The sequence below is a fragment of the Bacillus sp. FSL K6-1006 genome (assembly GCF_038593175.1).
GTDB lineage: Bacteria > Bacillota > Bacilli > Bacillales > Bacillaceae > Bacillus > Bacillus safensis.
On record NZ_CP151970.1, the window covers coordinates 3,722,302 to 3,743,875 of the forward strand.

23 protein-coding genes are annotated in these 21,574 nt (G+C 42.1%); 7 read left to right on the forward strand and 16 right to left on the reverse strand.

From position 1 onward, the window contains the following. The first annotated feature begins 18 nt into the window (after positions 1–18). The 5 genes from NSS65_RS19300 to NSS65_RS19320 all read left to right on the forward strand — a co-directional run bounded on the left by NSS65_RS19300 (position 19) and on the right by NSS65_RS19320 (position 4,993). Entirely contained in the window at positions 19–1,644 is a 1,626-nt protein-coding gene (locus NSS65_RS19300; protein ID WP_144496508.1) for an AraC family transcriptional regulator, read from the forward strand. A gap of 98 nt (positions 1,645–1,742) precedes the next feature. Further along, positions 1,743–2,708, forward strand: coding sequence for an iron-hydroxamate ABC transporter substrate-binding protein (locus tag NSS65_RS19305; RefSeq protein WP_034283615.1), 966 nt, complete (start codon positions 1,743–1,745; stop codon positions 2,706–2,708). A gap of 94 nt (positions 2,709–2,802) precedes the next feature. Beyond that, entirely contained in the window at positions 2,803–3,537 is a 735-nt protein-coding gene (locus NSS65_RS19310; protein WP_144496509.1) for an alpha/beta hydrolase-fold protein, read from the forward strand. Positions 3,538–3,609: 72 nt separating this feature from the next. Continuing rightward, a complete protein-coding gene (locus NSS65_RS19315; RefSeq protein WP_064498621.1) occupies positions 3,610–3,756 on the forward strand; it encodes a YycC family protein in 147 nt (48 codons plus the stop codon). Between the two features lie 22 nt (positions 3,757–3,778). Continuing rightward, on the forward strand, positions 3,779–4,993 hold the full coding sequence (locus NSS65_RS19320; RefSeq protein ID WP_144496510.1) for an MFS transporter: 1,215 nt from the start codon (positions 3,779–3,781) through the stop codon (positions 4,991–4,993). A 39-nt stretch (positions 4,994–5,032) separates the two neighbouring features. Here the strand turns inward: NSS65_RS19320 and rplI are convergent, their stop codons facing one another. The 3 genes from rplI to NSS65_RS19335 are packed head-to-tail and all read right to left on the reverse strand — an operon-like array spanning position 5,033 to position 8,427. Continuing rightward, a complete protein-coding gene (gene rplI, locus NSS65_RS19325; protein ID WP_008359128.1) occupies positions 5,033–5,482 on the reverse strand; it encodes a 50S ribosomal protein L9 in 450 nt (149 codons plus the stop codon). Continuing rightward, complete coding sequence (locus NSS65_RS19330) at positions 5,479–7,458, reverse strand: DHH family phosphoesterase (protein WP_046312571.1); 1,980 nt, start codon at positions 7,456–7,458, stop codon at positions 5,479–5,481. Before NSS65_RS19330 ends, rplI begins: the two co-directional genes overlap by 4 nt. Before the next feature lie 30 nt (positions 7,459–7,488). Next, a complete protein-coding gene (locus NSS65_RS19335) occupies positions 7,489–8,427 on the reverse strand; it encodes a YybS family protein (RefSeq protein WP_034283621.1) in 939 nt (312 codons plus the stop codon). 303 nt (positions 8,428–8,730) lie between these two features. Here NSS65_RS19335 and NSS65_RS19340 point away from each other — a divergent pair, with 303 nt between their 5' ends. Then, positions 8,731–9,657: a manganese-dependent inorganic pyrophosphatase gene (locus NSS65_RS19340; RefSeq protein WP_024424048.1), complete on the forward strand. Its 927-nt coding sequence runs from the start codon at positions 8,731–8,733 to the stop codon at positions 9,655–9,657. Positions 9,658–9,711: 54 nt separating this feature from the next. Here the strand turns inward: NSS65_RS19340 and NSS65_RS19345 are convergent, their stop codons facing one another. From NSS65_RS19345 to NSS65_RS19355, 3 genes are all read right to left on the reverse strand, one after another. Continuing rightward, on the reverse strand, positions 9,712–10,569 hold the full coding sequence (locus tag NSS65_RS19345) for a DUF3298 and DUF4163 domain-containing protein (RefSeq protein ID WP_034283623.1): 858 nt from the start codon (positions 10,567–10,569) through the stop codon (positions 9,712–9,714). Beyond that, complete coding sequence (locus NSS65_RS19350; protein ID WP_034283625.1) at positions 10,570–11,064, reverse strand: RNA polymerase sigma factor; 495 nt, start codon at positions 11,062–11,064, stop codon at positions 10,570–10,572. Positions 11,065–11,213: 149 nt separating this feature from the next. Beyond that, positions 11,214–11,873, reverse strand: a complete 660-nt coding sequence (locus NSS65_RS19355) for an aspartate/glutamate racemase family protein (RefSeq protein WP_034283626.1) — start codon at positions 11,871–11,873, stop codon at positions 11,214–11,216. Positions 11,874–11,978: 105 nt separating this feature from the next. Between NSS65_RS19355 and katX the strand changes: the two genes are divergently transcribed. Next, the gene (gene katX / locus NSS65_RS19360; protein ID WP_326135168.1) at positions 11,979–13,568 is read left to right on the forward strand and encodes a catalase KatX; all 1,590 of its coding nucleotides are present in this window, start codon (positions 11,979–11,981) and stop codon (positions 13,566–13,568) included. A gap of 49 nt (positions 13,569–13,617) precedes the next feature. On the opposite strand, the gene wrbA is transcribed toward katX, so the two are convergent. From wrbA to NSS65_RS19410, 10 genes are all read right to left on the reverse strand, one after another. Further along, positions 13,618–14,232: an NAD(P)H:quinone oxidoreductase gene (wrbA, locus tag NSS65_RS19365; protein ID WP_326135167.1), complete on the reverse strand. Its 615-nt coding sequence runs from the start codon at positions 14,230–14,232 to the stop codon at positions 13,618–13,620. Between the two features lie 72 nt (positions 14,233–14,304). Then, positions 14,305–14,913 carry an alpha/beta hydrolase gene (locus tag NSS65_RS19370; protein ID WP_034622294.1) on the reverse strand — a complete coding sequence of 203 codons (609 nt, stop codon included), beginning with the start codon at positions 14,911–14,913 and terminating at the stop codon, positions 14,305–14,307. Then, a complete protein-coding gene (locus NSS65_RS19375) occupies positions 14,910–15,860 on the reverse strand; it encodes a ring-cleaving dioxygenase (protein ID WP_046312559.1) in 951 nt (316 codons plus the stop codon). Before NSS65_RS19375 ends, NSS65_RS19370 begins: the two co-directional genes overlap by 4 nt. Before the next feature lie 210 nt (positions 15,861–16,070). Continuing rightward, positions 16,071–17,588 carry an ABC transporter permease/substrate-binding protein gene (locus NSS65_RS19380; RefSeq protein WP_046312557.1) on the reverse strand — a complete coding sequence of 506 codons (1,518 nt, stop codon included), beginning with the start codon at positions 17,586–17,588 and terminating at the stop codon, positions 16,071–16,073. Continuing rightward, positions 17,581–18,546 carry an ABC transporter ATP-binding protein gene (locus NSS65_RS19385; RefSeq protein WP_326135166.1) on the reverse strand — a complete coding sequence of 322 codons (966 nt, stop codon included), beginning with the start codon at positions 18,544–18,546 and terminating at the stop codon, positions 17,581–17,583. Before NSS65_RS19385 ends, NSS65_RS19380 begins: the two co-directional genes overlap by 8 nt. Positions 18,547–18,749: 203 nt before the next feature. Further along, positions 18,750–18,989, reverse strand: a complete 240-nt coding sequence (gene rpsR, locus NSS65_RS19390) for a 30S ribosomal protein S18 (RefSeq protein ID WP_008359105.1) — start codon at positions 18,987–18,989, stop codon at positions 18,750–18,752. Between the two features lie 40 nt (positions 18,990–19,029). After that, entirely contained in the window at positions 19,030–19,572 is a 543-nt protein-coding gene (gene ssbA / locus NSS65_RS19395; RefSeq protein ID WP_007497456.1) for a single-stranded DNA-binding protein SsbA, read from the reverse strand. A 36-nt stretch (positions 19,573–19,608) separates the two neighbouring features. Further along, a complete protein-coding gene (gene rpsF / locus NSS65_RS19400) occupies positions 19,609–19,896 on the reverse strand; it encodes a 30S ribosomal protein S6 (protein WP_024424058.1) in 288 nt (95 codons plus the stop codon). A gap of 108 nt (positions 19,897–20,004) precedes the next feature. After that, entirely contained in the window at positions 20,005–21,105 is a 1,101-nt protein-coding gene (ychF, locus tag NSS65_RS19405; RefSeq protein ID WP_024424059.1) for a redox-regulated ATPase YchF, read from the reverse strand. A 216-nt stretch (positions 21,106–21,321) separates the two neighbouring features. Next, positions 21,322–21,528, reverse strand: a complete 207-nt coding sequence (locus tag NSS65_RS19410; RefSeq protein WP_008347561.1) for a DUF951 domain-containing protein — start codon at positions 21,526–21,528, stop codon at positions 21,322–21,324. Positions 21,529–21,574: the final 46 nt, after the last annotated feature.

Consider the following 21,574-nt stretch of genomic DNA (forward strand, 5'->3'; position numbering starts at 1 on the left):
AAGAGATCAGGTGGTTTTATGGGAAACAACAATCAATTACGTACATTGGCAAATGCCGAACAATTCATCTACCGATTAACATATACTGAAAAAATAAATAATGCAGAGCTTCCACATACAGAGCAGCAGCTATCAGATACATTCTGCCTCCTCTTCAGCATAAGCGGCAGCGGTTTACTCACATTGAACGATCAAAAATGGCGATTGAAACATCTGACACTCTATACAATCATGCCTGGGGAAACATTTATGTTAAAAACAGAGCCTTATCAAAAACACGAGCTCTATCTGTTTCGCTTTCAGCTCTACACGCTGCAAAATCAAAACATAGGAGAAGTATCAACGGAACATGCCCGTTCTTTACTGAATAAATGGCAATTTATCGATATTAGCTCGATTGAACATATTCATTCTTTATTGTCCGATATGACAGAGGAATGGCAAAGACCTGAATCCATTAGCTTTTTTAGAAGCCAAACTCTTTTTCAGGAGCTCATTATGCAGCTTTTCACACTGCATAAAGAAGATATTTGTGACACGGCACATGCCCTTTTCAAAACAAAACAATATATCGATCAACATTCCGAAGAACCCCTCAGCCTGACAAGTCTATCTCATATGGCTGGCATCAGCGCCAATCATTACAGCGAGCTATTTAAAAAGCATTTTGATGTGAGTGTCACTTATTATATCACCAAGAAAAGGATGGCTAGAGCCAAACAATTAATCGCAAAAGGCAACGTAAAGCTCAAAGACATTGCACTGGAAATCGGCTATCAAGATCCGTATTACTTCAGCCGCATCTTTAAGAAAAAAACGGGCATGACCCCTTCTACTTATATGAAAAGCCGTCAGCGGAAAATTGCAGCCTATGGCCATTCCATACTCGGCCAGCTCACACCCATTCATATCATCCCATATGCTGCCCCTCTTCACCCTAAGTGGACAGCACATGATTTTGAGCATCATGCAGAAGAAATTCCGATTCACCTGAGTGCACATCGGATCAACGAGCACGCTGAAGCCAATTTACAGCTATTAAAAGAAACAAAACCTGAGCTGATCATTGCCAATGATCATGTGACAGAGGAAGAAAAACAAGTGTTAAAAACCATCTGTCCTGTTCACTTTGTTCCATTCACACAATTAGATTGGCGCACTCAATTCAAACAAACAGCTATGTTCCTAAATGAAGCGAACGAAGCAGAAGAATGGCTGATTCATTACGAGGAACTCGTCAATCAAGCGAAAAAGGCATGCCTTTTTGATCATCCACCAAAAACCGTCCTGCCTCTTCGTATCTTTCAAGATCAGCTCTATTTGTCTGTGAATCGCACCATGTCAGAAGTAATTTTTCAAGATATTGGCCTTCTGCCAGCTTTTCAGAATGACGGCCAGCTAATAGAAAAGAAAATCAGCATTCGCTCTATACAACAGCTAGATCCAGACGCCATCTTCCTCTTCCTGCATAAGGAGCCAAAAACCATTGCTTTTTATCAAAAGTTAAAGCAGCAGGAGTCTTGGCAAAATCTCAAGGCTGTGACGCAGCAAGCCGTCTATCCACTTACGTCTGACCCTTGGCGTGAATACACAGCAGCCAGTCATCAACGAGTCATTCAGGACCTTTTATCTTTTTTTCCGTAAAAAGTCCATCATTTGACAGATCATTGTCTATGGATAAAAGGACAAAAGACTACTACAATCTTTAATTGAGAACAATTATCAGTTAAAGGAGAAAACAAATGAAAAAATGGTTCGCATTGCTTATCCTTTGTATCATGACGATCACCGCAGCAGCCTGTGGTGCTGCAGAAAATAAACCTGCTTCAAACACGACCAAAAGCAAGTCAGCTGAAACAGCAGAAACAAATATCAACTACTTAGATCAAACGTACAAACTCAAAACACCAGTGAAACGAATTGTCATTGCTGGAAGCCTTGAATCAATGGAAGATGCAAAATTACTTGGTATCGAGCCTATTGGTGCTTCTACTGTAGGCGGCACATTCCCTGAATTATTTAAAGACATTACAGCGAAAACAGAAGGTATCGGTGAAAAAACAGAACCGAACCTGGAAAAAATCCTAAAACTAAAACCAGATGTGATACTCGGATCAACCAAGTTCCCGCCTGCAACAATTAAAAAATTGGATAAAGTCCAAACGACGATCCCAGTATCCCATGTCTCTTCTGACTGGGAAAGCAATCTATTATTACTCGGTGAACTGACTGGAAAAAGTAAAGAAGCGAAAAACATCATTTCTGATTATCAGAAAGATCTCAAACAAGCGAAAGAAACCCTGAAAGACAAAAGCAGCAACAAAACAGCTGTCATTTTGCGCATTAGACAGGGCGACCTGTACGTTTACCCTGAAGACGTATACTTCAACTCGACCTTATATGGGGACTTAGGATTTACAGCACCAAGTGATATCAAAAAAGCCAAAGCACAAGCATTGATTTCATTGGAGCGCCTAGGCGAACTCAATCCTGACTATATTTTTGTTCAGTTCTCTAAAGAGGAAAACTCATCGAATCCAAATGCATTGAAGGACTTAGAGAAAAATAAAATTTGGACAAGCCTAAAAGCTGTGAAAAATGGGCACATCAATGAAAATGCCGTTGATCCTATGCTTCAAGGAGGAACAGCACTAAGCAAAACAACCTTCCTTGATAAGGCTGTCAAATGGTTAGATCAAAACAACTAAACAGATGCGTGATCAGATTTTTGACAAAGGGCTAAATTGTTTAGCCCTTTGTCTTCTTTTCAACGCAGTTGAAAACCTTTAGGAGAGGATACACATGAACGGAACGTTTCTATATGAAGAGTTTAATGGGCGTCAGCTTGATATTTACCTTCCACAGGACACCTCTATTGATATCCCAGCTGTCTTTGTACAAGATGGCTCTTCTTTGTTTAGAACACACCTGCTAGAGATCGAAAGAATGATCGAAACCAAAACCATCTCGCCAATCATCATTGTCGGCATACACCCATTCAATCGACTTGACGAATATACACCATGGAAGGCGTCATCACTGCGATCTGGGTTTCCTGACTTTAAAGGTGAGGCACAGACGTATGTGTCATTTTTAGCGAATGACTTACTCCCATATATCAAAAGAGAATATCCAGTTCAAGAGACCTGTCATGAACATAGCCACGTAGGTGCTTCATTAGGCGGGCTGTTTGCTATTTATACTTTATTCATGCACCCTGATCTTTTTAAAAACATCGCATCGATCTCCGGGTCATTTTGGTATCAAGATTTTCTACCGTTTGCTAAACAACAAAGCATTCAGTGTGTGGATCACTTTATTTATTTGTCTGTAGGCAGTGAAGAAGGGAAAGGAAAAACATCTGCTCAACAGCACATGCCTTTATTCAACAAACAACTACATGATCTTTTATTACAGAAAGGGATGCAAGAAAGGCAGCTGCAATATCACATCGAACAAGGGGAGGGCCATCATCAGAAACAATTTCAAAAAAATTTCTTATCGGCCCTAAAGTGGTTTTATCAAAGAGAACGCTAATTTTTTATCAGCATGGCACAAAGCCGATATGATATATTGGAACGTATAGATTGAAAGAGGAGGGATTTGCGCTTGAGACCTTTACAAATCTCAGCCGATACCGCACAAAAGCTAGCTGCATCACTCAATGTACCGTTAGAACAAATCATGCATATGCCGCAGCATATCTTATTAGCTAAATTAGCGGAGCTTGAACAGAAGAAAGATCGTTCTTCTTAAAGAAATAAAGGAGTTTACATTCATGGAACAACAACTAGAAAAATCAACATTACATCCTCGCAGTACAGGACAAACCATCCTGCTGATTGCTGGGATTTTGCTCATTGCATTTAATCTTCGGCCTGCCATTACATCCGTTGGCCCTGTTATCGGCGCGATTCGTTCCGATTTACAGCTTTCAAATGGACTGGCGGGTTTTCTTACGACATTACCACTGCTCTCATTCGCATTGCTTTCTCCAATTGCACCTAAAATCGGAAAACGACTGGGCAATGAACGAACCCTCTGGCTTGGACTTGCCGTTCTTCTCTTTGGGATTGTGATTCGCTCGTTTGGCACCATCACCTTCTTAATGATTGGAACGGCGCTAGTCGGCGTTGGAATTGCGATTTGTAATGTGCTCTTACCGGGGCTTGTGAAGCATAAATTTCCTGCACATGCAGGTTTGATGACAAGTGTATATACGACTTCAATGTCCGTTTTCGCTGCACTTGCATCAGGTGTCAGTGTTCCGCTCAGTCATACGATGCCTGGCGGCTGGAATACATCATTCCTTGTTTGGGCTGGACTTGCCCTTCTCGCCATGATGGTTTGGGCGCCGCAGCTTCTTCATCAGAATACAGCGGCCGTCAAAAATATTTCTCTTACAGAGCAGCCAATATGGCGTTCACGTGTTGCATGGCAGGTAACCTTTTTTATGGGGTTGCAGTCATTCCTTTTCTATAGCAGCATCGCATGGTTTCCTGATATCTTAACATCACATGGAATGAACCTGTCGACAGCTGGCTGGATGCTGTCCATTATGCAGTTTGTTGGGCTGCCATCCACCTTCTTAACGCCCGTTTTTGCAGAAAAATTAAAAACGCAAAGACCGCTTGTCGCCGGCCTTGTCCTTGTGTATTTACTTGGCATGATTGGACTTCTTCTCGGAGGATCGACGCCTATCCTTGTCATCTCTGTTCTTTTGATCGGCATTGGACAAGGGGCCAGTATCAGTCTTGCCCTCACATTCATCGGATTACGAACAACCAATATGCAACAAGCAGCTGCCCTCTCTGGAATGGCGCAGTCTCTCGGTTATTTATTAGCTGCTGTTGGGCCGTTCATGATTGGAATCCTATTTGATTCCACACATACATGGACACCAGCGATTATCATCTTTATCATCATCCTATTTTTCATGTTTTTATCCGGTATGCGTGCCGGACGCAGCGTCTATATTTCAGATCCTTCATAAAAAAGAACCCGTCTCCTCGTGAGACGGGTTCTTTTCTGCTTATGCCTGCTCTGTCACATGTACCTTTAACGTTGCTTGTACCTCTGGATGAAGCTTTACCGGTACATTTGTATAACCTAATGCACGGATGGCGTCATTCAGCTCGATTTTACGCTTATCGAGTTTAATTTGATGATCTTTTTGCAATTTATCAGCGATTTGTTTGCTTGTAATCGAGCCAAACAAACGGCCGCCTTCACCTGATTTTGCAGTGAGTTCCACTGTTAACGCCTCAAGTGTTTCTTTTAATTGTTTTGCTTGTTCAAGCTCTTGGATGGCATTCTTTTTCTCTTTGTTTTTCTGCCCTTCCAATGCGCTTAGGTTCGTTGGAGTTGCTTCAACAGCTAACCCTTGTTTGATGAGAAAGTTGTGCGCGTATCCGTCAGCTACATTCTTGACTTCGCCTTTTTTTCCTTTGCCTTTTACGTCTTTTAGAAAGATGACTTTCATCTTTGAACCCCTCCTTCGAAATATTCGTCAATGGCAGCCTTTAATTTCCCTACCGCTTCTTCAATGGTTATACCATAAATCTGGGTAGCAGCGTTAGTCAAATGACCGCCGCCGTCTAATGCTTCCATAATAATTTGAACGTTGATATCCCCTAATGATCTAGCACTAATACATACTGTGTCGTCATCTCGTCTAGCGACAGCAAATGACGCTTCTACCTCACTCATTGACAACAGGGAATCCGCTGTCTGGGCAATCGTAATTTGATCATAATACTCCGACCTGTCAGATGGCAATGAAGCAATGGCCACCTGATTTTGATACAGTTCTGTATGCTGAATGAGTTTTGCTCGTTTGATGTAATGATCGACGGTTTCTTTTAAGAACTTTTGCACAAGGACAGGATCTGCTCCCTTTGCACGAAGGTAGGATGCTGCATCGAACGTTCTTGACCCCGTTCTCAGGGAGAAACTCTTCGTATCAACGATGATCCCAGCCAGAAGCGCAGTCGCCTCAATCATGTTAATCCGTAATTTCTTCGGCTGATATTCTAAAAGCTCTGTCACAAGCTCTGCTGTAGATGAAGCATACGGCTCCATATAAACAAGTAAAGGATCACGGATAAATTCCTCGCCGCGTCTATGATGGTCAATGACCACGACATTTTCAATCTTATTCAGCAGCCGTTCTTCCATAACGAGAGACGGTTTATGTGTATCCACGACGACAAGCAATGTGTCATCCTTTGCAAGCTCCATTGCTTCCTCTGGGGTGATAAAACGTGACCAAAGCTCTTCATAATTTTTAATTTCACTAATTAAGCGTTGAACACTGTCGCCAATCTGATTGGCATCAATGACAATATAGCCTTCTTTTCCATTGGCCTGGGCGACCTTTAAAATCCCAATGGATGCACCGATCGAGTCCATGTCGGGGAACTTATGCCCCATGATCATGACATTACCGCTTTCAGATACAATTTCTTTTAAAGCATGAGAAATGACCCGTGCGCGTACGCGTGTCCGTTTCTCCATTGGATTCGTTTTTCCACCGTAGAATTTCACTTTTCCATTCGGCTGTTTAATGGCGACCTGATCCCCGCCTCGTCCGAGGGCAAGGTCAAGACTCGACTGGGCAAGTGCTCCAAGCTCTTTCAAGGAAGGAACGGACGCACCGATCCCGATACTCAGAGTAAGCGTCGCACTATGTGCCCCTGTTTTCTCACGGACCTCGTCTAAAATGGAGAATTTTGACGCTTCAAGCTCAGCTAAAATGCTCTCATTTAGAACCGCCATAAATCGTTCAGACGAAATTCTCTTCAGGAAAATACCGTATTCTTGTGCCCAATTGTTGAGCAAAGACGTCACTTCACTATTAATCGCGCTGCGAACTTGATCATCAAGGCCCTGCGTGACATCGTCGTAGTTGTCTAAAAAGATATAAGATAACACCGTTCGTTCATTTTCGTACTGTCGTTCAATCTGCACTTGTTCCGTGACATCAAAGAAATATAAAAGGCGCTCTGACCGTTTAATAATGACTTTGAATTTCCGGTCATTCAGCGTCACATTTTCGGTCTCGACCTCTTGTTTAATAAGAGGCACAATAGACTCGAATGTATCGTACAAGGATCTGCCGACAAGTGTGCTTTCATGAAAGCACGAAGCGAGAAACGGATTGGTCCATTCGATATAATACTGGTCATTAAACAGCATAATACCAATTGGCATCTCCATTAATGCTTCTTCTCCAACCTTTTTGACTCGATAGGATAATGTTGAAATATATGAATCAATCTCTTTCTGCACTTGCGTATCTGCCCACTTTAAGAAGTAGAGCACACCTGCAAGGACGATAAGACCAACTGCTCCTATGATCCAATTGAAATAAAGGTTGAGGAGGACTGTGACCACCGCAAGAACAATTAACGCGAAGATCGGATACTTGATGACAGGTTTTCTATAGAAGCTTGGCACTGATATCAACTCCTCAACATTCAGAGTGAATTATTTGTTTTTTACTTTTTCTCTTAAATCAAAGCCTATGTCAGCAATCCCTATAATTCGCACAATCACACCGATTGGCGGAAAGAAAACCGTTAACACGACAGCGAAAATGGGTACCGCTTTTGAGATGTTTTTTTCGTGGCAATAATAGAAGAGAAAAGAAAATCCCTGAATAAGCACCAGTATAAATAAAATTTGAAACGCACTCGTTTGAACGAGCCATAAAAAGCTGCCTTTTTCCGTCTGAATCAGCATCAAAAGCAATGTGAGTAAATAATACCATACCATGCTTTTTGGCAGTCGCATATCCTTAAATTTCTTCAAGGACGGCATGTCTGAAACAAACCGTTTGAGCAAAGGCCGCACGAACCAGTGATTCACAAAAGCCATCAGCGTCACCAAAATCAATAACGCTACAGGTAAAGCACTTAATGCCGTATCCTGCATCTCTTTAAACTGTTTGAGCTGTTTAGCTATGTCCTTTTCAGAAGCCCCGGATTGCTTTAAAACACTCTCTACCATCGGCATCATTTGCTCAATCGACTCTTTCGCAATATTCATAATATCGATTTGAAAGAGCTGAACACTGACAACAAAGGAGATGAGAATACTGAATAAATAAAGCAGCGCACCTGTAATGATGGCATTCCCAGGCTGCCTTCTGCTGTAGAAAACACCCATGCCTAATCCGACGGCAATTAAGATAGGTGCACTCATGAGTCCAGCCATAGACCCAATTAAAAAGCTGATCACTATGCCAATAGCGCCAGCAGCAATTCCTTTTTTCAAGCCGTGTCTGATTGTATAGAGGATGATCGGAATCGGAGCAGCTAGAAAGAAAATAATAGATAAAAGCGGCACATACAAATAAAACAGCATCATGACCGCAAAAATACTCATCATGATTGCGCCCTCTACTAACGCTTTTGTTTGTTTCACACCTTCACCTCTATCCAATCCTTTTGTCTATATCTTGCTCAATGTGTACTTCTATGTATACGTATGATGTCAGCTCCATCATGTCTTGCCCCAACCTTTATTTTACCATAGCGGTAAATCTCAAGTAAAATGCAGGCTGTCCTGGGAGCGTTTCACGTGGAACACCGATATGGAACCGCACATGCAAGTTTTCAAACAGCATGTTACAATTTTTTAGATTATTCTTAGCTATAAACCCTGAATTCAAGGTCAAAAGCTGTTAGAATAGAAACATCATCAATAAATGTAAGAAGGAGAATTCACATGGGAAAAACACTCGTATTCGGACACAAAAATCCTGACACAGACACGATTTGTTCTGCTATTGCTTACGCTGATCTGAAAAACAAAATCGGCGTTCAGGCAGAAGCCGTCAGACTTGGAGAAATCAATGGAGAAACACAATACGCATTAGATTTCTTTAAACAAGAAGCACCTCGTTTCATTGAAACGGCTGCAAATGAAACAAAGCAAGTCATTCTTGTCGATCATAACGAATTCCAGCAAAGTGTAAGCGATATTGATCAAGTACAAGTAACTGAGGTCATTGACCACCACCGTATTGCCAACTTTGAAACAAGTGAACCTCTTTACTATCGTGCAGAGCCTGTAGGCTGTACAGCAACGATCTTAAACAAAATGTATAAAGAAAACCAAGTGACGATTGAAAAAGAAATCGCTGGTTTGCTTTTATCTGCGATCATTTCTGATTCCTTATTATTCAAATCCCCAACATGCACACAGCAAGATATTGATGCTGCACATGAGCTTGCAAAAATCGCAGGGGTAGATCCAGAAGTTTACGGTCTAGATATGCTCAAAGCAGGCGCTGATCTAAGCCAAAAAACGGTTCAAGAATTAATTACACTTGATGCAAAAGAATTCGCACTAGGCAAAAGCAAAGTCGAAATTGCACAAGTCAATACAGTAGATATTGCTGAAGTGACAGCAAGACAGGCTGACATTGAAGCGAAAATCAATGAAGTCATTGCAGCAAAAGGTCTTGATCTATTTGTTTTAGTCATCACAGACATTTTGGAAAATGACTCCCTTGCTCTTGCACTCGGTGCTGAAGCAGCAAAAGTAGAAAAAGCATTTAACGTCACGCTTGAAAACAACACAGCTTTACTAAAAGGTGTTGTATCAAGAAAGAAACAAGTCGTACCAGCGCTGACAGACGCACTTTCTTAATCAACACGACAAGACTGCTGAATCATTCAGCAGTCTTTTTTGTCTATATTCTTTTTAATGAATATACATATCACTAACGAGAACATCCTTTAGCACGCTTGTTGGAATCGTGAATTCAACAACACCCATGTAGCCAGGTGCCACATCATATTCATTAAAGGAAATCACAAGCTTTCCTTTTGAATTGATATAGAAGTTTTGATCCGGCTTAATTTTCTTAAATGGTTCCGCCATATCTTGCTTGCCAATCCAATACATTTTGTTTGAATCCTCTTTCATCTGTTTCTTCATTTGTTCTTTAATATTTTCACTAATTACATCAATATAACGGTCATCTTTAAACAGGCTTGGTAATGTAATGAGGACATGGTTTTTCTTATCAACCGTATCATATGTCATTTCCTCTGCCGCAGAAGCCTGAGTCGTCACCTTGTATCGGCCTAGTGAAAGGATTTGATCATTGTTCGTTCTCACTTCATAACCGCTCTCAACACTTAAATGACCATTTTTATACCCCTTTGTTTCCTTTTCAAAATCTTGATACAGCTTTTTGTTTTCAGCTAAATATTTTTGATTCAGGCTGTCTTGTAATGTTCCGTCCCCAAGTCCTGAAACGTGTGGTGTTTTAAGATCAATATTCGTTCCTTGATCGCTCTTTTTAAATTCTGTAAACGTTACGACTTTCACCAGCTCGCCAATGACAGGCACCTCTGAAATCGCTCTTGCTGCCTGTGGACTGACATTAACCGTTGTGACAAAAAGAGCTGCCGCCGCAACAAGTCCTATTGTCCATTGCTGAAAATGAGGTTTTTTATTTTTTCTTTTTAACGTTCGTTCAACCATCGCATCATATTCCGGTGGAATAGGGATTTCTAAATATTCATCTTTTAAATGTTCCAAATACTTATCCATTTATATTTCCTCCTGTGATAATTCTACTTTTAAAAGCCGCAGCGCCTTATATAATCTTGTTTTAATGGTGTTTTCATTTTCATCGAGAATCTGGGCGATGTCCTCTAGTTTTAAATCTTCAAAGAATCTCAAAATAATGATGACCCGATACATCTCAGGCAAATCCTCTATAGCCCGTTTGACGTCTTGATCCTCGTATACATCTGATTCGCCCTGAGATAAGAATTCAAGCGTATCATCATCTGTCACCTGCACCCGTTTCTTCTTTCGTAAAAAGTCTAGGGCAGCGTTCACCACGATTTTATAAAACCAGCTATGCATTTTGCTCGCATCCTCTAATCGGTGAACAGATTTGAGTGCTTTATGAATGGCCTCCTGAACAACATCCATAGCATCTTCTGGGTTTTTGACATAACTATAGGACAACCGATAAAAACTGTGTTTATGTTCCATGACGTAATCCGCAAATTGATCGTCTATTTTTCGTTTCTTCATTTTACAAAGAGCTCCTTTATCTTAAATGCGCATCTGTTATTTCTTACATTGGATAGACGCGCACCTTTTGAAAATAGTTTGCGCTCGGTTATTTTTTTAACATGTCATCGCATTTACGTTCCTATACAAAAAGAGCGAACCTGATGGGTTCACTCTTTCCAAGCGGATAGTGTTTGATGAACAAACTGTTTTAGTGAAGAAAGCGGATGAATGATAGGAACGCCTGTCTCCTGCTCCATCTGCTGTGCCGCATGAACCATCGAAAGCTGCATCACACAAATGTCTTTCCCTTTTTGCTTCATACATCTTCTCAGCTGCTCCTTGATTTGTTCATCATAGGCTTGCATATCACCGTTTAGACAGAGATGAAAGGCATCCTCCATCACAACCAATTCCACTTCAACCTGTTTGCCCCGCTCTGTGGCATATGATTCAAGCCGCTGCATCGTCCCTTCCACTGTATCTGGGTTGGAAAACACCAGTTGAAGAGGCCCTTGTTTCTCACAAATCATCTCAAATAACGGTTCATCGATCGGAACAATCGGTTGTTTGAAATGGTGCTGCTGATCACCTAGAGCAGCAATGTATTGTGTACATGTGAGCAGAATGAGATCGGCTTCACTTTCTTGCTTTAATCTGTTGATAGCATACGTTTGCTGCTTGTATTGATCAAATGCAGGATCTTGAGTGGCCCGTTCTATAAATGATGAATCGACTGTGTGATGCAAATCAACATCTGTATCACCAAAAACATCTTCTATATATGACTGATTGGACGGATGGGCGTGAAGGCAGTGTAATCGAATCATCTGGTTTGCTCCTCGTGAAAGTTTTCAATCATTATATCAATCCTTGTATGAAATAGGGAGCAACATGACCATATTGTTAGGGAGATATTGAAGGAGGGATTCGAATTGAAAGAAGATCAACAGCCTAAATCATCTTCAGAGTCAGAAGAAACGTTAACGAATCGGCAAGGTCATCCCGTAACAGACAATCAAAATATGAGAACTGTTGGGAATAGAGGACCCACTACGCTTGAAAACTACGATTTCCTAGAGAAAATCAGTCATTTTGATCGTGAACGCATCCCTGAACGTGTCGTTCATGCACGCGGTGCTGGAGCTCACGGTTATTTTGAAGCCTACGGCACATTTGGTGATGAACCCATCTCTACCTATACGAGAGCGAAATTATTTCAGGAAAAAGGAAAAAAGACGCCTGTTTTCGTTCGTTTTTCTTCTGTGATTCACGGCGGTCATTCGCCAGAAACATTACGTGATCCGAGAGGTTTTGCGATTAAATTTTATACAGAGGAAGGCAACTGGGATCTCGTAGGGAACAACCTGAAGATTTTCTTTATTCGAGATGCTTTAAAGTTCCCTGATTTGGTTCATGCCTTTAAGCCTGATCCTGTCACCAATCGTCAGGACGGCGAGCGTATTTTTGATTTTGTCTCACAATCACCTGAGGCGACGCATATGGTGACATTTCTCTTTTCACCATGGGGCATCCCAGCTACATACCGGCACATGCAAGGCTCAGGTGTCCATGCGTACAAATGGGTCAATCATGAAGGAAAAGCCGTGCTGGTTAAATATCATTTTGAACCGAAACAAGGCATTCGCAACCTGACCCAAGAACAGGCGCAAGCGATCCAGGGAGAAAATTTTAACCATGCCACACAGGATTTATATGAAGCGATTGAGCAAGGAGATTTTCCTGAATGGGAGGTATATGCACAGATCATGGAAGATGATGCCCACCCTCACCTCGACTTTGACCCGCTAGACCCGACAAAGCTTTGGTACAAGGATGACTATCCATGGAAACCAATCGGACGGATGGTATTAAACAAAAATCCAGAAAACTATTTCGCAGAAGTCGAACAGGTTGCCTTTGGTACTGGTGTACTCGTAGACGGCTTGGACTTCTCAGATGATAAATTGCTACAAGGCCGCACCTTCTCCTACTCTGACACGCAGCGATATCGTGTAGGACCAAACTATTTACAGCTGCCGATCAATGCACCGAAAAAGCATGTCGCCACCAATCAAAGAGATGGACAAATGGAATACCATGTCGATCAAGGCAAAGGGCAAAATCCCCATGTGAATTATGAGCCGTCGATCCTCGGGGGATTAAAAGAAGCCAAACAGGATGGAAAGGATCATACGCCTTTTGTAGAGGGTGAAGTCAAACGAGAAGCCATTGACCGCCCGAACAACTTTGGACAAGCAGGAGAAACGTATCGCCGTTTTAATGATTGGGAGCGTGAGGAACTGATTAAGAACTTAGTCAATACCCTTGCGACATGTCAAAAGGACATTCAAGACCAAATGATCGAAAACTTTACAAAAGCAGACCCTGATTACGGAAAGCGTGTCGCTGAGGGCTTAAAAGCCTTTAAACAAGAGCAGCCAAGCGGACCTATCGGCTCTACAGGCGCTGCCGAAGCCGTGGACGAAGCCATCAACAACAGCACACCATCAGATCCTTATTAATGAAAAAAAGAATGCAGCGGCGAGGCTGCATTCTTTTTGTTTACATCTATTAAGCGTTTTGACCTTTTTTGATCCATTCTGCTACATTGACTGTACGTTTTGCCTGATGTTTCACAGCTGCTTCTGCATCCTCTTGGATTTTTCCATTTTGGTCAACAGTGACACTTACGCCATAAGGGTTGCCCCCTGCACCGTATAAGGAATCATCTGTGTATCCAGGAGCGGCAATAATGGCTCCCCAGTGGAACATCGTCGTATATAGGCTGAGAACCGTCTGCTCCTGTCCGCCATTTGCGTTTTGAGCTGAAGTCATCGCGCTGACTGCTTTGTTTGCCAATTTACCTTGGAACCACAAGCCGCCTGTTGTATCTAAGAACTGCTTCATTTGAGCTGGCAGGTTACCGAAACGTGTCGGCATGCTAAAGATGATGGCATCTGCCCACTCTAAATCACTTAATTGAACCTCTGGCACATCCTTTGTTTCGTCTAAATGTGCTTTCCATGCTGGATTTGAAGCGACAACTGCTTCTGGTGCCAATTCAGCAACCTTTAATACTTTGACCTCTGCGCCAGCTTCTTTTGCTCCAGCTTTAGCCCATTTCGCCATCTGATAGTTTGTACCTGTTGAACTATAATAAATAATCGCTAATTTTACGTTTTCCATTTGTTCCATCTCCTTTTGTTTATTTTGCCCAAAAAGCTTCTGTAAAAATCCCACCTGTATTCCCCACCTTATTTAAAATTGACGACGATACCATAAAGCCGCAGCATCGACTTCTTCTCTCGTTAGCTGATGTCCGCGATTTTCCCAATGAAGTGTAACCGATGCACCTGCACCCTGCAGCAATTGCTCCAGCTCCTGTGATTCCTCTGGACGGCACATTGGGTCATTTTCACCTGCTGCTATAAAGACTTGTTTCCCCGCTAATGAAGGCAATGAAACTCCGCGTCTTGGAACCATTGGATGATGCAGGATGGCGCCTTTTAGGGCATCCCCATAATGGAATAACAAGCTTCCAGCAATGTTTGCCCCATTGGAATATCCGATAGCTACCACATTGTGACGATCAAATCCATATTCATCAGCTGCTTCGCCGATAAATGTATATAGTTCCTCAGTACGCTCAATCAAATCCTGTTCATCAAATACACCCTCTGCCAAACGTCTGAAAAAACGCGGCATGCCGTTTTCTAATACATTCCCTCTCACACTAAGAACAGATGCGTCAGGGTCTACTATCTGTGCAAGCGGCAATAAATCTTCTTCCGTCCCGCCAGTTCCATGCAGTAATAACAGGACAGGTCTTTGTTCATTCTTTCCTTTTCGAAAAAGATGCTTCATCATGAATCTCCTTTCCCTTTAACTTCTCTCACTTCAATTGGAAACACAATTTGTTCAATCTGGCTGCGCTGCGCCTCATATTGCGGTGGCAGTTTCAATGCTTCACCCATTGTTTCCACTGATTCATCGTGTGCAAACCCTGGAGGATCAGTAGCGATCTCAAATAATATGCCGCCAAGCTCTCTAAAATAAATAGCATTAAAATAATTTCGATCTTGCACAGGTGTCACTTGATACCCACTTTGTGCAATATGTCTTTGCCAATCTAATTGATCATGATCATCTGTTGCTCTCCATGCAATATGGTGCACAACTCCAACACCCATACGTCCTCGTGGAACAGGTGTGATGTTCACATCAATGACATTGCCTATTTCACCAAACGAACGGAATCTCACATAGTCTCCTTCTGCTCCGACTCGTTCAAGTCCCATCGTTTGCTCTAGCAGCTGCATCGTTTGCTCCGGCTGCGAAGTTAATAAAACAGCTCCGCCAAATCCTTTAATGGCTACATCTGGTGTGACACCATTAAAGGTCCACTCGTTTTGCTTTCCTTCCGCACGCTCTACCAGCTCAATCAATAAGCCGTGTGGATCTTCAAATGAGAGAAAAGCTTCACCAAAACGTTCAACCGTTTCATAAGAGACATTAAACTGCTCAAGACGATCTTTCCAGAAAGAGAAAGCGCCTGTCGGTACAACATATGTCGTCACGCCCACTTGCCCTGCACCAATTTGACCTTTTTGTGCCCCCGGCCAAGGGAAAAACGTAATAATTGTCCCTGGAGAGCCGCCTTCATTTCCAAAATATAAATGGTATGTGCCCGGATCATCAAAATTCACGGTCTTCTTCACGAGACGAAGTCCTAAAACACCTGCATAAAAATCAACGTTCTCCTGAGGATGACCTACAATAGCTGTAATATGGTGAATTCCTTCTGTTTTTTTCACTTCTCATGACCTCCTAATTGAAGTAAGAAACCTCTATTCATTATGTCTTTACTGACGCCTTTATATTATCTCGAATTCGAGATATTAGATCAAAAAAATATATTTATCTCGAATTAAGGATATGATGTTTTTAAATAAATGTCAATGTTTTTTGTTTTTCTTTTAAAAAAGCAGAGCTGCTTTGCATGAAACAGCTCTGCTTTCCCTTGATTATTGCAGCAATTTTTTCTTTTTTAAATAGGCCTTCGCTACCTGAAATGCATCCTTCTCCTTCACATTGACTTCATAATTCATTTCTCTCATCTCATCGTCTGTGATTTGACCCGCAAGCTTATTGAGAGAGGTCTCAATCTCAGGGAATTCAGTTAATGTCTCCTGCCTGAGCAGCGGTGCTCCTTGATATGGCGGGAAAACATGCTGATCATCATCAAGCACCTTTAATTTGTATTGTCTCAATTCACTGTCTGTCGAATACGCATCGACCAAATTGATATCTCCTTTTTGAATCGCTCGATAACGAAGCTTCGGCTCCATCGTCACAACATCGTCAAAGGAAAATTGATAAGCTTTTTGAATGCCTCGATACCCATCCTGACGATCAGAAAACTCTAAGGTAAATCCAGCTTTTATACGGTTTTTGATCTTACCTAGATCTGAAATGTGGGACACCTCATATTGATCAGCCAGTGACTGCGGCACGGCTAAAGCATACGTATTGTTGTATGCCATGGGCTCAAGAAGACGGAGCTGAAAGGACGATTCCAATCCACGCCGCGCTTGCTCATACACTTTTCTTTTATCTGTGCTTTTTGCTGTTTCTTTGAGGAATTCGGAAATCGCTGTACCCGTAAACTCGGGATAAATGTCAATATCACCAGAGCGTAAAGCCTGGAAAACAAAGGACGTTTTACCAAGACCGGGCTTCAGGTTCACTTGAATATCTGTATCCTGTTCAATTAAAAGCTTATACATCGAGATCAAAATCTCAGGCTCTGATCCTAACTTTCCGCCAATGGTGATTTCTTTCTTTTCTTGCTGAAACAGCGAGGGGGCAGCGACAACTGCTCCTGCAATCAGAGCAAAAACAGCTACAGAGATCACAGTCGTTTTAAAGGGAATTTTCTCAAAGGTTCGCAGCACCACATCAAATAAAAGTGCGAGTAAGGCTGCTGGTATCGCACCAATGACAATGAGCGACATATCATTTCGATCAATTCCCAGCAGAATTAAGCTTCCTAATCCCCCAGCTCCGATCAGTGCTGCCAGAGTGGCGGTCCCCACAATGAGTACCATCCCGGTTCGGATACCCGCCATAATGACTGGCATGGCAAGTGGAAGCTCTACCTTTAATAACCGTTTGCGATGATTCATCCCCATGGCAAGCGCTGCTTCTCTCAAGGAAGGATCGACCTCCTGAATGCCTGTATATGTATTTCTTAAAATAGGGAGTAAGGCATAGACCACAAGCGCAATAATCGCAGGCACTTGCCCAATCCCCACGAGAGGAATCAGCAAGCCAAGCAGTGCAAGCGACGGAATCGTTTGCAAGACAGCCGTCACCCCAATGACCCATTCCGCTAGCTTTGGAACCCTCGTTAAATAGATACCTAATGGAATGGCAATCAAAATCGCTAAAAATAAAGCAATAAAAGAAATTTGAATATGCTCTAGTAAAGCGTGCCCCAATTGTTCTTTTCGTTCCCATAACACACGGGTCCAATCATTCATGTGACTCGCCCCTCTCTTTAGAAGAATCAGCTAAAAACTGAATCACTGCTTGACGATTCACTAGTCCAATCCGCTCTCCATTCTTTTCAACAGCCAATTCCTCGTGCTTTGCCAATAGAGACAAGGCTTCATCCAGTGTGGCATCTGCTGAGACCGCCTCATAGAGGAAAAGAGCTTCGTGAGCCATCGGGTGGGCCAAGGTTTCCAGCTCAAAAGCTTGATGTCCCACATGGCGGGCAGCCCCTGAAACAAACTCCTTTACAAAAGCATTGGCTGGATGTTGAACCAATTCCTCAGGACGTCCGATCTGCACTACTTTTCCTTCATTCATCACACAAATCCGATCACCAAGCTTCATAGCTTCCTGCATATCATGCGTCACAAAAACAATGGTTTTTTGTATGCGGCGCTGCAAATCAAGCAGATCATCCTGCAATTTCTCCCTCGTTAATGGATCTAACGCACTAAAAGGTTCATCCATCAGGACAATCTCAGGATCAGCTGCAAGTGCACGTGCCACACCGACACGCTGCTGCTGTCCACCAGAGAGCTCTGCTGGCTTTCGTTGCCGATACATAGCAGGATCAAGCCCGACCATCAACATGAGTTCATCGACACGCTGATTGGTCTCATTCCGGCTCCATTGTTTAAGCTCTGGCACCACAGCAATATTTTCTTCTATGGTCATATGAGGAAAAAGCGCAATTTGCTGCAGAACATAACCGATATCCCAGCGCAGCTCATACATATCAAAATCACTTATTTTTTGACCCTTTATGTAAATCTCACCTTCTGTAGAAGAAATGAGACGATTGATCATTTTCAATGTCGTCGTTTTCCCGCTGCCACTAGGTCCAATCAATACAAAAAACTCACCTTGCTGAATCTCCAAATCAACAGATTGAACGGCATAGCGTTCATCAGAAAATTGCATCGATACCTTATTAAATTCAATCATCTTCCCACGCCCTGACTGCAATTATTTTCTAGACTACCAATATGACAGATCAACCTCATATTTGTATAGAGTAAACTGTCACTTTTACATACTTCCCCTAGGTTGACTGTCAAAAACAACTCTAGCAAAAATAGATGGGATTCACAGTGAGGAAAATAAAAAAAGCGAAGAGCTCGGGGCTCTCCGCTTTTTAAGTCAACGACTTACTCACCAGTAACGTATGGAAGTAATGCCATTTGACGTGATCTTTTGATCGCTAAAGTCAATTTACGTTGATACTTAGCGCTAGTTCCTGTTACACGACGAGGTAAAATTTTACCACGCTCAGAAACAAACTTTCTAAGAAGATCAACATCTTTGTAATCGATGTGCGTGATACCGTTAGAAGTAAAGAAACATACTTTACGACGTTTCGCACGACCGCCTCTGCGTCCACCTGCCATTTGTTTTCACACCTTTCCTTTAGTCATTTTTTCAGATCAATTAGAATGGCAAATCATCATCGGAGATGTCAATCGGTTTACCATCGTTCGCAAATGGGTCATCATTAAAGCTATTTCCCTGATTACGATTTTGGTTGTTTTGATTGCCATATGGATTTTGACTTGGTTCATTTCCAAATGGATTCTGATCGTTTTGGCTACCGCCATAATACTGGCCTCCGCTATTGCCACCGCCGCTGTATCCACCTGAACCAGCACCGCCGCTCTTAGGCTCAAGAAATTGAACACTTTCAGCTTGAACCTCTGTCACGAAGACACGCTGTCCTTGCTGATTTTCATAGTTTCTTGTCTGCAAACGACCGTCTACACCGGCAAGACTTCCTTTTTTCAAGAAATTAGCCACGTTCTCGGCTTGTCTTCTCCAAGTAACACAGTTAATGAAATCGGCTTCACGCTCTCCAGATTGATTCGTAAACGTACGATTCACAGCTAGAGTAAACGTGGCTACAGCCGCACCATTAGGCGTGTAGCGAAGCTCAGGGTCTTTTGTTAGTCTTCCGACCAATACAACACGGTTTAGCATATTGAAAGACCACCTTTAAATATATATTTCAATGATTTATACTTCTTCTTTAACAACAATGTGTCGAATGATATCGTCACTGATCTTAGCTAAGCGGTCAAATTCTTGAACTGCTGCAGCGTCAGATTGAACGTTTACGATTTGGTAGAAACCGTCACGGAAATCATTGATTTCGTATGCAAGACGACGTTTACCCCAATCCTTTGTTCCAGTGATCTCCGCACCGTTAGAAGTTAACACGTTATTGAAACGCTCGATAACTGCTTTTTTAGCCTCATCGTCAACTGTTGGGCGGATGATGTACATAACTTCGTACTTTCTCATCTGATTGCACCTCCTTTTGGTCTAAGCGGCCCTAAACGGGCAAGGAGCAATAAATTATATTACTCACAATTGTATATTATAACAAATCACTTGGCCTATGACAAGAACCTATACATTAAAACGGAAATGAATGACGTCTCCATCTTTCACTACATATTCTTTGCCTTCTAGACGAACTTTTCCTGCTTCTTTAGCAGCAGACATGCTTCCGCCAGCTAGTAAATCCTCATACGCAACCGTTTCAGCACGAATAAATCCACGCTCAAAGTCTGTGTGGATGATTCCAGCACATTCTGGCGCTTTCATTCCTTTTTTAAATGTCCAAGCACGTACCTCTTGCTCACCTGCTGTGAAATACGTAGCTAATCCTAGAAGTGAATAAGATGCTCTAATTAGCTGATCAAGCCCTGACTCATTAATACCAAGCTCTTCAAGGAACATTTGCTTCTCTTCTCCTTCAAGCTCTGCAATTTCAGACTCGATCTTTGCACAAACGACGATGACTTCAGCGTTTTCACCAGAAGCAAACTCACGGATTTGCTGCACATATTCGTTGCCCTCATGATCCGCTACTTCATCCTCACTCACATTTGCTACATAAAGAACTGGTTTAGATGTGAGTAAATGAAGCTGTTTCACAAGCTTTTGCTGTTCATCTGTAAATTCTACAGATCTTGCCGATTTCCCAGCTTCAAATGCGTTCATTAGCTTCGACAAAATCTCAAATTCAGCTACTGCTTCCTTGTCCTTTTGTTTTGCGAGCTTACTCACACGAGCTAAACGCTTTTCAACTGTTTCTAAATCAGCCAAAATTAATTCTAGATTAATCGTTTCAATATCTGCTACAGGATCAACCTTACCAGCTACGTGTGTAATGTTATCGTCTGCAAAAGCTCTGACCACGTGACAAATCGCATCTACTTGACGAATATGAGAAAGGAATTTATTCCCTAAACCTTCACCTTTAGATGCACCTTTGACAATACCCGCAATATCAGTGAATTCGAAAGCAGTGGGAACTGTCTTTTTCGGCTGCACCAATTCTGTTAGCTTTTGTAAACGCTCGTCAGGAACTTCTACAATTCCGACGTTTGGATCAATGGTACAAAACGGATAGTTAGCAGACTCCGCTCCAGCCTGTGTAATTGCATTAAATAGCGTTGACTTCCCGACGTTAGGTAAGCCAACAATACCAGCTGTTAAAGCCATTCTTTCATCTCCTCTATATCAAACGTGCTCGTTATACTGCGTAATATGAACCTAGAGCAATTATAAGTAGGTTTACATGAAAAGACAAGCTAACCACCATGCATTTTCAATAGAAGAAACATCGTCAAAAAGAATAAATCAATGCTTCAAAACGAGAAATTGCACCTGGCTTTACTGTAGAAAAGACAAATTTAATGAAAAAAGCATGAGGCCTACTTAAGCAGTTGGCTCCTCATGCTTGACGAGAATTTTCTTCATTTTTCGTTCAAAATCTCTTCTTGGGATCATCACGCTGTGTCCGCAGCCTTCACATTTAATACGGATATCCATGCCCAAACGAATGACCTTCCACCGATTGGCACCACATGGATGGGGCTTTTTCATTTCTACAACATCATGTAACCCAAACGCTTTGTCTGCCATCAGCCTTCACCTCTCCTTGCTCACTTCATTGAATCTATTGTACAAA